Annotated in this window: 12 protein-coding genes; 11 read left to right on the forward strand and 1 reads right to left on the reverse strand. The window is 74.6% G+C overall.

What is annotated here, in order from left to right:
• Nucleotides 1-2 precede the first annotated feature (2 nt).
• From ACQPYX_RS28990 to ACQPYX_RS29010, 5 genes are read left to right on the forward strand one after another with little or no spacing between them, the layout of a single operon-like run.
• Nucleotides 3-1,460 carry a dynamin family protein gene (locus ACQPYX_RS28990; RefSeq protein WP_433800707.1) on the forward strand — a complete coding sequence of 486 codons (1,458 nt, stop codon included), beginning with the start codon at nt 3-5 and terminating at the stop codon, nt 1,458-1,460.
• Nucleotides 1,457-3,004: a hypothetical protein gene (locus ACQPYX_RS28995; protein WP_433800708.1), complete on the forward strand. Its 1,548-nt coding sequence runs from the start codon at nt 1,457-1,459 to the stop codon at nt 3,002-3,004. Before ACQPYX_RS28990 ends, ACQPYX_RS28995 begins: the two co-directional genes overlap by 4 nt.
• Entirely contained in the window at nt 3,001-3,348 is a 348-nt protein-coding gene (locus ACQPYX_RS29000; RefSeq protein WP_433800709.1) for a DUF6802 family protein, read from the forward strand. The genes ACQPYX_RS28995 and ACQPYX_RS29000 overlap by 4 nt, the downstream gene beginning before the upstream one ends.
• A gap of 28 nt (nt 3,349-3,376) precedes the next feature.
• Nucleotides 3,377-4,894 carry a TldD/PmbA family protein gene (locus ACQPYX_RS29005; protein WP_433800710.1) on the forward strand — a complete coding sequence of 506 codons (1,518 nt, stop codon included), beginning with the start codon at nt 3,377-3,379 and terminating at the stop codon, nt 4,892-4,894.
• Complete coding sequence (locus tag ACQPYX_RS29010) at nt 4,891-6,288, forward strand: metallopeptidase TldD-related protein (RefSeq protein ID WP_433800711.1); 1,398 nt, start codon at nt 4,891-4,893, stop codon at nt 6,286-6,288. Before ACQPYX_RS29005 ends, ACQPYX_RS29010 begins: the two co-directional genes overlap by 4 nt.
• On the opposite strand, the gene ACQPYX_RS29015 is transcribed toward ACQPYX_RS29010, so the two are convergent.
• A complete protein-coding gene (locus ACQPYX_RS29015; protein ID WP_433800712.1) occupies nt 6,289-7,848 on the reverse strand; it encodes an FAD-dependent oxidoreductase in 1,560 nt (519 codons plus the stop codon).
• A gap of 107 nt (nt 7,849-7,955) precedes the next feature.
• Here ACQPYX_RS29015 and ACQPYX_RS29020 point away from each other — a divergent pair, with 107 nt between their 5' ends.
• The 6 genes from ACQPYX_RS29020 to mctP all read left to right on the forward strand — a co-directional run bounded on the left by ACQPYX_RS29020 (nt 7,956) and on the right by mctP (nt 14,059).
• Nucleotides 7,956-8,312: a hypothetical protein gene (locus tag ACQPYX_RS29020; RefSeq protein WP_433800713.1), complete on the forward strand. Its 357-nt coding sequence runs from the start codon at nt 7,956-7,958 to the stop codon at nt 8,310-8,312.
• 63 nt (nt 8,313-8,375) lie between these two features.
• A complete protein-coding gene (locus tag ACQPYX_RS29025) occupies nt 8,376-9,269 on the forward strand; it encodes a Sir2 family NAD-dependent protein deacetylase (protein WP_433803834.1) in 894 nt (297 codons plus the stop codon).
• 219 nt (nt 9,270-9,488) lie between these two features.
• Entirely contained in the window at nt 9,489-11,312 is a 1,824-nt protein-coding gene (locus ACQPYX_RS29030) for a phosphoenolpyruvate carboxykinase (GTP) (protein WP_433800714.1), read from the forward strand.
• A 115-nt stretch (nt 11,313-11,427) separates the two neighbouring features.
• A complete protein-coding gene (locus tag ACQPYX_RS29035; protein WP_433800715.1) occupies nt 11,428-12,066 on the forward strand; it encodes a DedA family protein in 639 nt (212 codons plus the stop codon).
• A 77-nt stretch (nt 12,067-12,143) separates the two neighbouring features.
• A complete protein-coding gene (locus tag ACQPYX_RS29040; protein ID WP_433800716.1) occupies nt 12,144-12,401 on the forward strand; it encodes a DUF3311 domain-containing protein in 258 nt (85 codons plus the stop codon).
• Nucleotides 12,398-14,059 carry a monocarboxylate uptake permease MctP gene (mctP, locus tag ACQPYX_RS29045; RefSeq protein WP_433800717.1) on the forward strand — a complete coding sequence of 554 codons (1,662 nt, stop codon included), beginning with the start codon at nt 12,398-12,400 and terminating at the stop codon, nt 14,057-14,059. The genes ACQPYX_RS29040 and mctP overlap by 4 nt, the downstream gene beginning before the upstream one ends.
• Nucleotides 14,060-14,102 lie beyond the last annotated feature (43 nt).

Below are 14,102 nucleotides of genomic sequence, written 5' to 3' on the forward strand. Positions count from 1 at the left end.
GTGTGGGTCGATGGGCGGAGGACACGGCACGGCGCTGCCGCGCGGTCTCGCCCGCGGTCGCCCTGCCGATCGCGGACGCGCTCGACACCGTGGCCGCGCGGGCCGTCGCCACCCCGGCGATCGTGGTCACCGGGCCGGTGTCGTCGGGCAAGTCCACCCTCGTCAACGCCCTGGTCGGACGCCGGGTGGCCCCCACCGGCGCGGGTGAGTGCACGCGGCTGACGGCCCGGTACGTGCGCGGTCCGGTCGACCGGCTCGACGTCGTGCTCGCCGACGGGTCGCGGCGTCCGCTGCCGCTGGCCGAGGGCGGCCGCGTCCCCGCGGCGGTGGGCGACCGGCTCGGCGTCGACCCCGCGGACGTCGACCACCTGCTGGTGTCGCTGACCAGCGAGGCGCTCGACGGGCTGACCGTCGTCGACACCCCCGGCACCGGCTCCGCCCGGCGCCCGCGGGGTCCGGCCCGCGGTGCGGCCGACGCGGCGGAGGCCGCGCTGGTCGTGCTGCCGGCGACCGCCCGCCCCGACGAGGTCGCGGGGCTCGCCGACGCCGCACGGCACGGTCCGGCCGGTGTGGTCGCGGTGCTCGGCCGGGCCGACACCGTCGGGCCGGAGGTGGACGCGGTCCGGACGGCCGGGGAGCTCACACGGCGGCTCGCCGCGCAGGTCGGGCCGGTGACGCCCGTCGTCGGGCTCCTCGCCGAGACCGCCGTGACCGGTGCCCTGCGGACCACCGACCTCGCCGCCCTCCGCGCGCTCGCCACCGACCCGGGGGCCGACGCCGCCCTCGCCGACCCGGAGCTGTTCACCACGGCCGCGCTGCCCGTCGACACCGCGACGCGCGCCCGCCTGCTCGACCTGCTCGACCGCCGCGGCGTCGACCTCGCCCTGACGCTGCTGCGGGACCGTCCCGACGCCGGGGTCGGGGACGTGTGCGCCGTCCTGCTCGCCGCCTCCGGGCTGGACCGGGTGGTCGCCCGGCTGCGCGCCGAGGTCCGCGGGCGGGCCGACCTGCTCGCCGCGGTCGCCGCCGAGCGTCGGGTCGCGGCCCTCGCCGCCGCCGAACGGGCCGCGCTGCGCGCGGACCGACGCCGCGACGCCACCGGACCCGCCCGGCCACGGGCGGACGACCGGGACCTCGTGCTGCTCACCGACCTGCTCGAGGACCTGCAGGCCCGCCCGGTCCACCTCGACCTCGCCCTCGTCGAGGCCGCCGCCCGGCACGCGGGCGGGGTGCCGGCGCTGCCCGACGACCTCGCCGCCGAGCTCGCGCTGCTGGCCGACCCGCCGCCCGACCTGGCCCGCCACCTCGGGACGACGCCGGGCGACCTGACCGGACACGCCGCCCGGCGGGCCGCCGCCTGGCGGAGCTACGCGACCTGGGGCACGCCGCCGGCCCGCGCCGACGTCGCCGAGACGGTGCACCGCGGCTGGGCGCGGCTGTGGGGCGAACTCACGCGGTGAGCGGCCCCTGGGCCACGCTGCCCGAGGAGGTGGCCGCGGCGCGGCGCGAGCTGGACCGGTTGCTCGCGGGGACCGGGGTCCCGACGCCGGGTGCCGTCGGCACGGGTCGGCGTCCGGCGGTCGCCCTGGTCGGCGCACCCGGGCGCGGGCGGCGGGCCCTCGCCGCGGCCCTGGTCGACCGGGGCGGACTCGCGCGGGAGGTGACCCGGCTGGACCCGGCCGGCGTCGACGTGCCGCTGCTCGAGGAACTCGACCTCCTGCTCCCGCCCCGCGCGCCCGACGCCGGATGGACGACCGGCGACGCCTCGGCCCTGCTGGTCGTCCTCGGCGCCGGGGCCCCGCTGGACCGCCACGAGCTCGACCGCATCGCCGCCGCGGCCGGCACGGTCGAGGCCGTCGGGTTCGCCCTGGTCGGCACGGAGGCCCACCGCGGCTGGCGCACGGTGCTCGACGCCGACCGGGACCTGGTCGCCGAACACGTCCCGCGGCTGGCCGACGCGCCGTGGTTCCCGGTCTCACCGGTGCTGGCCGCCGCGGCCCGGGGCACGGGCACCGACGGCGAACCCCTCCGGCGGCGGGCCGGCGTCGCCCCGCTCCAGCAGTACCTGCACGGGCTCGTCGCGCGGCGTCGACGGATGCTCGACGAGGCGAACGCGCTACGGACGGCCGTGACCGCCGCGCGCTCGCTCCCGGTCGTCGCCGCTCCCGCGATCGCCGCACCGCGGGGGGTGGTCCGGCGGGAGCACCACGTCCGCTGGCGTGCGGAGATCGCCGCGGCGCGGGTGGCGGTGGTCGACGACGTCGCCCGGCACGTGCGTGCCCTGGCGACGTCGTACCGGGACCGGATCGACCACGCGTCCCGGCGGGACCTGGCCGACGTGCCGACCGACCTGGCGCGCGACCTCGAGGGTGTGGCGGGCGCGGTGGTGGCCGCCCTCGGGGACCGGCTGCGGGACCTCGTCGTCACCACCCTGGCGGATCTCCTGCCGCCGGCCGACCTCGCCGAGCTGCGGATCCCCGCCCCCGTGCCCCGGTCGGACCTGCCCGCCGGCCCGACACGACCCGCGGACCGCATGCTCGTGGTCGCGGGCGCGTCGGGCGGCCTCGGGCTCTCCCGGCTGGCGCTGCTGCCGCTGCTCGCGGTCCCCGTGGCGCCGGTCGTCGGGGCGGCGCTGGTGCCGGTGTCGGTCGGCCTCGGGCTCGGCGCGGCGGGCTGGCTCGCCCGGGTGCGCCGCCGCGCGGCCGACCGGGCGCACGCCCGCGCGTGGCTGGCCGAGGCGCTCGGTCAGGCCCGCAGCGACCTGGAGCGGGTGCTCTCCGAGGCCCTCATCGTCGCCGACCGGGAGATCACGCTGGCGCTCGACCGGGCGCTCGACGACCGCGGCCCCGCCGTGACGGCCGATCACGGCCACCCGGCGCGGGCCGCGGCGACGGCGCGGGCGGAGGCGGTGCTCGACCGGGTGGCGGCGGCGATACGGACCGGCCCGGGTTCTCCCGAACCGCCCCCACCGGCCCCGGCTGCCGCCTACCGTCCTCGGTCATGACCGAGGACGAGGTCGCCCCGCTCGAGCCGGCGGTGTTCCCGCACCCGCCCGCCGCCCCGTCCCTGGCCACCGGGGACCTGCTGGCCGGGTCCCCCGAGCTCGCCGCGCCCACCGTCGACTCCGACGTCGACGGGATCGCCGACACGACCGTGGCCCCCTGGGGCGACGGGCTGGTCCTGGCCACGGACCTCGACCACGACGGGCACGCCGACGTCGTCACGCGGGTCGGGCCCGAGGGCGTCGTCACCACCCGGCACGACGAGGTGGAGGAACGCCCGTGGGGCGCCCCTCCCCCGCCTCCGCCGTCGATCGACCCGCGGACGGGGGCCTGGGTGCGCGGGTGATGTCGGTCCGGGCCGCTACCGTCGCGGCGTGAGCACCGGTGTCCACCCCGTCGACCCGGACTTCCTCGCCCTCCCGCTGCGGGGGGTGGCGGACGCGGCGCTGCAGGTCGCGCGGGACGCCGGGGTCGAGCACGCCGACGTCCGCGTCCACCGCCTGCGCAGCCGCGCCCTCGAGCTGCGCGACGCCCGGGTGGTGAGCTCCTCGGACACCGACCGCGTCGGCCTCGCCGTCCGCGTCCTGCGCCGCGGGGTCTGGGGGTTCGCCGCGCACGTCGACGTCACACCCACCACCGCGGCGGCCACCGCGCGGCGGGCGCTGGAGGTCGCCTCGACCCTCGCCGCGGTGGCCCGCGAGACGGTGGAGCTGGCACCGGAGCCGGTGCACCGCGACGTCACGTGGGTGTCGGAGTACGCGATCGACCCGTTCGAGGTCGACGAGGCCGAGCGCATCGGGCTGCTCGCGCAGCGCTCGGCGACGCTGCTCGCCGCGCCCGGCGTCGACCACGTCGAGGCGAGCTGCCTGGAGGTCAAGGAGCAGGCCTTCTACGCCGACCTCGCCGGCACCGTCACCACCCAGCAGCGGGTGCGGGTCGACCCCGGCGTGGGCGTCACGGCGGTCGACCGGGACGCGGGCGGCTTCGAGTCGCTGCGCACGGTCGCCCCGCCGGTCGGACGCGGGTGGGAGTACCTCACCGGCACGGGCTGGGACTGGCACGCCGAGCTGGCCGAGCTCCCGGAGCTGCTCGCGGAGAAGCTGCGCGCCCCGGCGGTCACCGCCGGGCCCACCGACCTCGTCATCGACCCCACCAACCTCTGGCTGGTGATCCACGAGTCGATCGGCCACGCCACGGAGTACGACCGCGCCATCGGCTACGAGGCCAACTACGCCGGCACCAGCTTCGCGACACCGGACCTGCTCGGCACGCTGCGCTACGGCAGCGAGGTCCTCCAGGTCACGGGCGACCGGACGGTGCCGCACGGGCTCGCGTCCGTCGGCTGGGACGACGACGGGGTCGCGACCGGCGAGTTCGACCTGATCCGCGACGGGGTCCTCGTCGGCTACCAGGTCGACCGCTCCTTCGCCCCGCGCCTGGGGCTCGAGCGGTCCAACGGCTGCGCGTACGCCGACTCCGCCGAGCACGTGCCGCTGCAGCGGATGGCGAACGTGTCGGTGGCTCCCGCCGCGACCGAGGTGAGCACCGCCGACCTGATCGCGGGCGTCGAGGACGGGCTCTACGTGGTGGGCGACCGGTCCTGGTCGATCGACATGCAGCGCTACAACTTCCAGTTCACCGGGCAGCGCTTCTACCGCATCCGGGGCGGCGAACTGGCCGGGCAGGTCCGCGACGTGGCCTACCAGGCCACCACCACGGACTTCTGGGGCGCGCTGGAGGCGGTCGGCGGACCGTCGACCTGGCGCCTCGGCGGCGCGTTCACCTGCGGCAAGGCCCAGCCCGGGCAGGTCGCGCCGGTGAGCCACGGCTGCCCGTCCGCGCTGTTCCGCGGCGTCAACGTCCTCAACACCGCGAGCGAGGGTGGCCGATGAGCCTCGTCGACCGGGCCCTGGAGACGGCGGCCCGCATCCGCCCCGACGCGGGCGCCGCGGTGATCCTGCGCGAGACCAGCGAGGTGGTGCTGCGCTGGGCGAACTCCACCATGACGACGAACGGGGCGACCACCGACCGTTCGCTCGGCCTGGTGCTGCTCGTCCCGCTCGCGGGCGGTGGCACGGGCGCCGGGGTGGTGCGGGTGTCGGCACCGGACTCGCTGCTCGCGGGGGGCGCCGAGGCCGACGCCCGGCTCACCGACGCGGTGCGCGCGGCCGTGCGGGCCGCGGAGGACTCCGGGGCCTCCCGCGACGCCGCGGAGCTCCCGCCGCCGACCGGGCCCGGCGACGCCTTCGACGAGCCGGCCGCCGAGACCTCGATCGGGGTCTTCGCCGACCTCGCCGCCGACCTCGGCGACTCGTTCCGCACCGACCTCTCCGCGGGTTTCGCCGACCACCACGTGACCACCACCTGGCTCGCCACCTCCGCCGGGGTGCGACGCCGCTGGGTGGAGCCGGCCGGGGCCGTGGAGGTCAACCTCAAGGAGGCCGGCAGCTCCGTCTGGGGCGGGACGTCGACGCGCGACTTCGCCGACGTCGATCTGCCCGCGATCCTCGGCGACCTGCGCGGCCGACTGGCGTGGGGACGCCGGCGGATCGCGCTCGGGCCTGGGCGCTACGAGACGATCCTGCCGCCGTCGGCGGTCAGCGACTTCATGATCTACCTGGCCTGGTCGATGGGCGGGCGGCCGGCCCAGGAGGGCCGCAGTGCCCTCTCACGGGCCGGCGGCACCCGGGTCGGCGAGCAGCTGACCGACCTGCCGCTGACCCTGGCCGGCGATCCGGACGCCCCCGACTTCCCGACGCTGCGCTACGAGCCGGTGCTCGCCACCACGTCGTCGGGCGACGAGGTGTCGGTGTTCGACAACGGGGCGAGCACCCGGCGCGTGGAGTGGCTGCGCGACGGCGCCGTGGGTGAGCTGGCCTACCCGCGCGCGGCTGCGGCCGAGTTCGGGACCCGCTTCGCCCCGCCGTCGGACAACCTGCTGCTCACCGGCGGGTCGCCGGCGTCGCTGTCCGACCTCGTGGCGGGGACGCGCCGCGGCCTGCTGCTGACCTGCCTCTGGTACATGCGCGAGGTCGACCCGGAGACCATGCTGCTCACCGGTCTGACCCGCGACGGCGTCTACCTCGTCGAGGACGGCGAGGTGGTGGGCGAGGTGAACAACTTCCGCTTCAACGAGTCCCCGCTCGACCTCGTGCGCCGCACCACCGAGGCCGGCGCCACCGAACGGACGCTGCCGCGCGAGTGGAAGGACTGGTTCACCCGCGTCGCGATGCCGCCGCTGCGCATCCCGGACTTCAACATGTCCTCGGTGTCGCAGGCGTCGTGATCACGACCGCGGTGCGATCACCCGGGTCAGCCCGGGCGGGGCGCCGAGCCCCTCGGTGACCGGTCCCTCGAGCACGCTGCCGTCGGGCGCGAACCGCGAGCCGTGCAGCGGGCAGTCCCAGGTCGCGGCCGCGTCGTTCCAGACGAGGATGCCGCCGAGGTGCGGGCACACGGCCCCGACCTCGTGCTCCACGCCGCCGACCCGGCAGCGACCGACCTTGCCGCGCCGCGTGGTCTCCACCCGGCCCTCGCCCTCCGCCAGCGGCGTCCCGGAGGGCAGGTCGGGCTTCGCCCACCCCGTCGCGAGGTAGCGGGCGACCTGGCCGTTGAAGCTCGCCAGGGACGGGACCGAGTTCAGCTTCGGCGCGCGGTCCGCGGCGAACGTCGGCGCCCAGGGGTTGTCGCGGCCGACGACGTGGTCGGCGAGCGCGAGCCCGGCCGCGGTGCCGCCGGTCATGCCCCACTTCGCGAACCCGGTGGCCACCAGCACCCGCGGCTGCAGCGGCATCGGGCCGACGAACGGCAGGCCGTCCTCGGGCTCGTAGTCCTGCGCCGACCAGCGGTGCGTGATCTCCGCGAGCGGCCAACGCTGCGCGGTCCAGTCCGCGAGGTCGCGCTCGTGGTGCGACATCGGGGTGTCGGTACCGACCCGGTGGCCGAAGCCGCCGGTCTGCAGGAGGCGCTCGCCGTCGCGGACGACGGTGCGGATCGACACCGTCGGCGAGTCCGCGGACAGGTACATGCCCCGCGGGAGGGTGTCGGCGTCGCGCACCCGCGCCGCCTGCGCGTAGGAGCGGGCGGGTTCGACGCGGGCGAAGTAGAGGCCGCGGTCGAGCACCGGGAGGCCGGTCGCGAGGACGACCCGGTCGGCGAGCACCCGGCCGTGCTCCGTGCGCAGCTCCGGGGTCGCCCCGAACGAGGCGCCCAGCGACACCGAGCGCACCCGGGTCCCCTCGAACACCGGCTGCCCGGCGTCGACGAGCTCGCGGGCGAGGTCGTGCAGGTAGGGCACCGGGTCGAACTGCGCCTGATCGGCGAGGGTGACCGCCTCGGAGACCCCGAACGGCAGGTCGAGGTCGGCGTCGAGGGTGGCGGGCAGGCCCGCGGCGCGCAGGGCGTCCGCCTCGGCCCGGACGGCCCGCGCTCCCGACGAGTCGCGACCCGTCGTCGAGAAGGTGACCGCCGAGGCGCGCTCGAAGCCGCAGTCGACACCCTCGGCGCGGGCAGCGAGCCAGTCCAGACCGGCGGAGTGCGCGGCGACGTAGGCGTCGACGACCTCCTGCGGGTGGCGCTGCGCGAGCGTCGAGGCCCGGGTGCCCTGCAGCACCGACACCTTGGCCGTGGTGTTGCCGCTGGCCACCGCGCCGAGGTGCCGGGCCTCCAGCACGGCCACCGAGCAGCCCGCCCGGTGCAGGGCCACCGCCGTCGTCAGGCCGGTGATGCCGCCTCCGACCACGGCCACGTCCACGCGGAGCTCGCCACGCAGCGCGGGGTGGGAGGGCAGGTCGCGGTCGAGCCAGACCGAGCGGTGGCGGGCCGGCAGTACGGGGGTGGTGGGCACGGGCAGGAGTAGCCGCTGCGCCGCCCGGCGCACACGAGGACCTGGCCGTGACGCAGTCGTGATGGATCGGACGCGCACCGCGGCCGCCGAACGGGCACTCCCCCACCATGGCCGACCTCGACCGCCGTCCCCGCTCCGGCAATCCCGTGACGGGCGCCGTCCGCGGCGTGATCGGGCTCGTCGCCGGACTCGTCCGCCTCGTGACCGGGCTCTTCGCCGCGATCCTCGTCGTGCACATCGTGCTGCAGATCCTCGGCGCGAACCCCGACAACGGGCTGACGCAGTTCATCGCCTCCGCGGCCGACGCGCTGACCCTCGGCCTCGCCAACCTGTTCGTCGTCGGGAACGGGACCGCGCAGGTGCTGCTCTCCTACGGCATCCCGGCGATCGCGTGGCTCGTCATCGGCGCGGTGGTCGTGGCGATCCTGCGCGTGTTCGCCCGCCCGCGCTCCGGGCTCGCCTGAGGTCGTCCGGGCCGACGCCCGCGGCCCGACGGGGGCACCATGGAGCCCGTGGGCAAGGTCGTCATGCGCTATCCGGGCTCGGTGCTGCAGGAGAGCTGGGACGCCGAGGTGCCGCTCCGGGGTGACCTCAACGACCTCGCGGCGCTGGTGGGCGCCGGCGGGGTCTGCGTGCTCTCGGGCGCCGGGATGTCCACCGACTCGGGGATCCCCGACTACCGCGGTCCCTCGAGCGCAGCACGTCGGCACACGCCGATGACCTACGAGGCGTTCGTGCACGACCCGGCGGCCCGCCACCGGTACTGGGCCCGCAGCCACGTCGGGTGGCCGCAGATCGAGCGCGCCCGTCCGAACCCGGCGCACGAGGCGGTCGCCGCGCTGCAGCGCTGCGGGCTCGTCGGGAGCGTCATCACCCAGAACGTCGACGGCTTGCACCAGGCCGGCGGGGCGCGCGACGTGGTGGAGCTGCACGGCGCGCTCGGGCGGGTCGTCTGCCTGGCGTGCCGGGCGGAGCTGGACCGGGCCGCGGTGCAGGCCGAGCTCACGCGGGTCAACCACGGGTTCGACGTCGCCGTGTCGGGCCTGCGCGACGCGCAGGTCAACCCGGACGGCGACGTGGAGCTGCCCGACGAGCTCGTGGACGCCTTCTCCATGATCGACTGCCCGGTGTGCGGGGACGGCCCGCTCAAGCCGGACGTGGTGTTCTTCGGCGAGTCCGTGCCGCGGCCACGGGTGGAGCGCTGCTTCGACCTGGTGGCGCGGGCGCGCTCGCTCGTCGTCCTCGGATCGTCACTCGCCGTGATGTCGGGCCTGCGCTTCGCCCGGGCCGCCACCCGCTCGGGCACGCCCGTCGCCATCGTCACCGGTGGGCCGAGCCGCGCCGACGACCTCGCGACGGTGCGGCTCGCGTCACCTCTCGGTGAAGTCCTTCCGGGCCTGGTCAGGGCCCTGCGAGCCTGAATCGTTCAGCTTGATCGTGGAAGTGGTGCCTCGAACACCGCTCAGCGGTTCCGTGTGCAGCATCTGTCGTTAACGTCGTTGTACTCCGACGGGGCCACACGGCGATGTGTACCGGCCGCCGACTGCCCGCACGCCGGTGCACTCAGGCCGTGACCCCGTTGCGTGACGACCTCTGGTCGTCGCTCGACAGTGACCGGCGAACGAGGAGTGACACGACGCATGACGGCCGCACCGACCATCCCTGGGCTCGACAACCCGCCGCTGCAGCGCCGCGAGGTGCTGGAGTGGGTGGCCGAGGTCGCCGAGCTCACCACGCCCGACCGGGTGGTGTGGTGCGACGGTTCGCCGGAGGAGTGGAAGCGCCTCACCGACGAGCTCGTGGAGGCGGGCACCTTCACCCGGCTCGACCCGGAGAAGAAGCCGAACTCGTTCCACGCCGCGTCCGACCCCGATGACGTCGCCCGGGTCGAGGAGCGCACCTTCATCTGTTCGGCCGACCCCAAGGACGCCGGGGTCACGAACAACTGGATGGACCCGGCCGAGATGAAGGCCACCATGACCGAGCTGTACCGCGGGTGCATGCGTGGTCGGACGATGTTCGTCATCCCGTTCTGCATGGGCCCGACGAACGCCGAGTCGCCGAAGCTGGGCGTCGAGATCTCGGACAGCCCCTACGTCGTGGTCTCCATGCACATCATGACCCGCATGGGCGCCGAGGTGCAGGCGCGCCTCGAGGAGGCCGGGACGGAGTGGGTGCCGGCGCTGCACTCCCTCGGCGCCCCGCTCGAGCCGGGCCAGGCCGACGTGCAGTGGCCCTGCAACGAGACCAAGTACATCAGCCACTTCCCGGACACCCGGGAGATCTGGAGCTACGGCTCCGGCTACGGCGGCAACGCCCTGCTGGGCAAGAAGTGCTACGCGCTGCGCATCGCCTCGGTGATGGCGCGCGACGAGGGCTGGCTCGCCGAGCACATGCTGATCCTCAAGCTGATCAGCCCGGAGGACAAGGCGTACTACGTCGCGGCGGCGTTCCCGTCGGCCTGCGGCAAGACGAACCTCGCCATGCTCCAGCCGACCGTGCCGGGCTGGCGCGCCGAGACCGTCGGCGACGACATCGCCTGGATGCGCTTCGGCGAGGACGGCCGCCTCTACGCGGTCAACCCCGAGTTCGGCTTCTTCGGCGTCGCGCCGGGCACGAACTGGAGCACCAACCCGAACGCGATGCGCACCATCGAGCACGGGAACGCGCTGTTCACGAACGTCGCGCTGACCGACGACGGCGACGTCTGGTGGGAGGGCCTGGAGGGCGACCCCCAGCACCTCACCGGGTGGACCGGCGACGACTGGACCCCGGGCTCGGCCAAGCCGGCCGCGCACCCGAACTCGCGCTACACCGTGCCGATCTCGCAGTGCCCGGTCGTCGCCTCCGAGTGGGACGACCCGCAGGGCGTGCCGATCTCGGCGATCCTCTTCGGCGGTCGTCGCAAGACGACGATCCCGCTGGTCACCGAGTCCTTCGACTGGCAGCACGGCACCTTCATGGGCGCCACGATGTCCAGCGAGATGACCGCCGCGGCCAAGGGCGGCAAGGGCCAGGTCCGCCGCGACCCGATGGCCATGCTGCCGTTCCTCGGCTACAACGTCGGCGACTACTTCCAGCACTGGGTGAACGTGGGCAAGAGCGCCGACGCCACGAAGCTGCCGAAGATCTTCTACGTCAACTGGTTCCGCCGGGGCGAGGACAACCGCTTCCTGTGGCCCGGGTTCGGCGAGAACAGCCGCGTCCTCAAGTGGATCATCCAGCGGCTCGAGGGCACGGCCGCGGCGACGGAGACGGCCATCGGTCACGTCCCCAGCGCCGACCAGATCGACCTCGAGGGGCTCTCCGAGCCGCGCGAGGACATCGAGGCGTCGCTGCGCGTCGACCTCGACGAGTGGCGCGAGGAGCTGCCGCTCATCGACGAGTGGTTCGACAAGATCGGCGACGCCCTGCCGACCTCGATGCGCGACGAGCTCGAGGCGCTGAAGCAGCGACTGGCCTGATCCTGATCTGACCGAACGGCACTCTCGCGCACATACGGTGCGCGAGAGTGCCGTTCGCTCGTTCCGGAGGCCTCTCTCCCGACGACGGGTCGCCCGGCTGGGGCACGATGATCGCGTGCTCGAGTTCCTGCGCGGCGTCGACGAGAGCGTCGGCGGATGGCTGTACGTCATCGCGGGCGGCCTGGCGTTCGCCGAGGCTGCGATCATGGTCGGCGTCGTGCTCCCCGGCGAGACGGCGCTGCTCGTCGCCGGGTTCGCCGCGCACGAGGGGATCATCGCGCTCGTCCCGATGATGATCGTGGCGATGGCGTGCGCGATCGCCGGCGACTCCGTGGGGTACGAGGTCGGTCGTCTCGTCGGACCGCGCCTGCAGGCCTCCCGCGCCGGCCGTCTCGTCGGCGAGCACCGCTGGCAGGAGACCGAGGACTTCCTGCGCCGCCACGGTGGGAAGGCCGTGCTGCTCGGCCGCGGCGTCGCCCTCCTGCGCGCCCTCGTCCCCGGCATGGCCGGCATGGCGCGCATGCCCTACCTGCGCACGTTCCTGCCCTGGAACGCCGTCGGCGGCATCGTGTGGGGCGGCGGCTGCGTCCTGCTGGGCTACGTGTTCGCGCTCTCGCTGGAGACGGTGGCGCGCTATCTCGCGTGGGGTCCGATCCCCGTCGTCGTGCTCGTCGCGGGCGTGCTGATCTGGCGGGAGACCCGTCGTCGGAAAAGAAATCGGACATCGGGGACGGAAGGGGTTACCCAGCAGTAGAGCCTCTGGTGCGTACCTGTACGCGCGCCTAACATCCGCGCGTCCACCGACCGAGTACGCCCCGACGAGGACCGCCGATGTCGTCATCTCTCGCGGATCCGGAGACCCCGGACCCCGCGCCCGCGAGGCCGCACTTCCGCTTCCGGGCCTGGAACCTGCTCCTGCTCGTCCCCCTGATCAGCCTGATCACGCCGCTGTTCAACCAGGCGGAGCCGACCCTGTTCGGGCTGCCCTTCTTCTACTGGTTCCAGATCGTGGTGATCCCGATCGGCATCGTCTGCACGCTGACCGTCCACCTCGTCACCCGGGACCGCGACGAGGAGGGTGACCGATGACCGGCGCGCAGGTCGTGCAGCTGGTGGTCTTCCTGCTGCTGTTCGTGGCCGTGGCGGTCATGGGGTTCATGGCGAGCCGCTGGCGGCGCGCCGACGACCTCGAGCACCTCGACGAGTGGGGCCTCGGCGGGCGCCGCTTCGGCTCGTGGGTGACCTGGTTCCTGCTCGGCGGGGACCTCTACACGGCGTACACCTTCGTCGCGATCCCGGCGCTGCTGTTCTCCTCGGGTGCCCTGGGCTTCTACGCGGTGCCCTACACGATCATCGCGTTCCCGCTGGTCATGCTGCCGCTGCTGCGACTCTGGTCGGTCTCCCGGGTGCACGGCTACGTGACCCCGGCCGACTTCGTCCGCGGCCGCTACGACTCGCCGCTGCTGGCGCTCGCGATCGCCGTCACCGGGATCGTCGCGACGATGCCCTACATCGCCCTGCAGCTCGCCGGGCTCGAGGCGGTGCTGCGCACGATCGGGCTCAACGGGTCCGGATTCTGGGGCCACGCGCCGCTGTTCGTCGCGTTCGTGGTGCTCGCGGCCTACACCTACCAGTCCGGGCTGCGGGCGCCGGCGCTGATCGCGGTGGTCAAGGACATCCTGATCTACATCGTCATCCTCGTCGCGATCATCTACCTGCCGATCAAGCTCGGCGGGTTCGGCGCGATCTTCGAGGCGGGCGCGACGAAGCTCGCCCAGCCTTCCCCGACGACGGGCCAGGCGGCCGGCTCGACGCTGCTGACCGCGAACAACCAGCTCCAGTACGCGACGCTGGCCCTCGGCTCGGCGCTGGCGCTGTTCCTGTACCCGCACTCGGTGACCGGCGTGCTGTCGTCCTCGAGCCGGGCCACGATCCGCCGGAACATGACCGCCCTGCCGGCCTACTCGTTCCTGCTGGCCCTGCTCGCGCTCCTGGGCTACGTCGCGATCGCGGCGGGCACGAAGCCGATCGTCAACGGCTCCACCGGCCGCCCCGACTCGAACACGATCGTCCCGGCGCTGTTCGCGGGGCAGTTCCCGTCGTGGTTCGCGGGTGTCGCCTTCGCCGCGATCGGGGTCGGCGCGCTGGTGCCGGCCGCGATCATGTCGATCGCCGCCGCGAACCTGTGGACGCGGAACATCTACAAGGAGTTCCTGCGCCGCGACGCCACGCCCAAGGACGAGGCGCGGCAGGCCAAGCTCGCCTCGCTCGTGGTGAAGGTCGGCGCCGTCCTGTTCATCGTCGTGGTGGACCCGCAGTTCTCGGTCGACCTGCAGCTCATCGGCGGTGTGATCATCCTGCAGACGCTGCCCGCGGTCGCGATCGCGCTCTACACCCGGTGGTTCCACCGGTGGGCGCTGTTCGCCGGCTGGGCGGTCGGCCTGATCTGGGGGATGATCATGCTCTACGGCATCCCGAACCCGGTGAACGGCAAGCAGCACTTCGGCGGGTCCGCGCTCGCCCTGGGGAAGCTGGACCTCTTCGGCTGGACGCCGTTCGACGGGTCGAAGGTGCAGATCTACGTCGGCGCCGTGGCCCTGATCGGCAACCTGGTCGTGGCCGCGCTGGTCACGCTCGCCCTGCGGGCGGCCGGGACGCGCGAGGGCACCGACCACACGCGCGGCGAGGACTACCACGCCACGCGGGTGCCGGAGTCGACGACGCCGGAGGCCGTCTCCTCGGTGTAGGTGGGCGGCGCCCATGTGAGCACTTTCCGTGGCCGGAGCCACG

Origin of the sequence: Actinomycetospora sp. CA-084318, from assembly GCF_050955885.1 — a bacterium.
Classification (GTDB): domain Bacteria; phylum Actinomycetota; class Actinomycetes; order Mycobacteriales; family Pseudonocardiaceae; genus Actinomycetospora.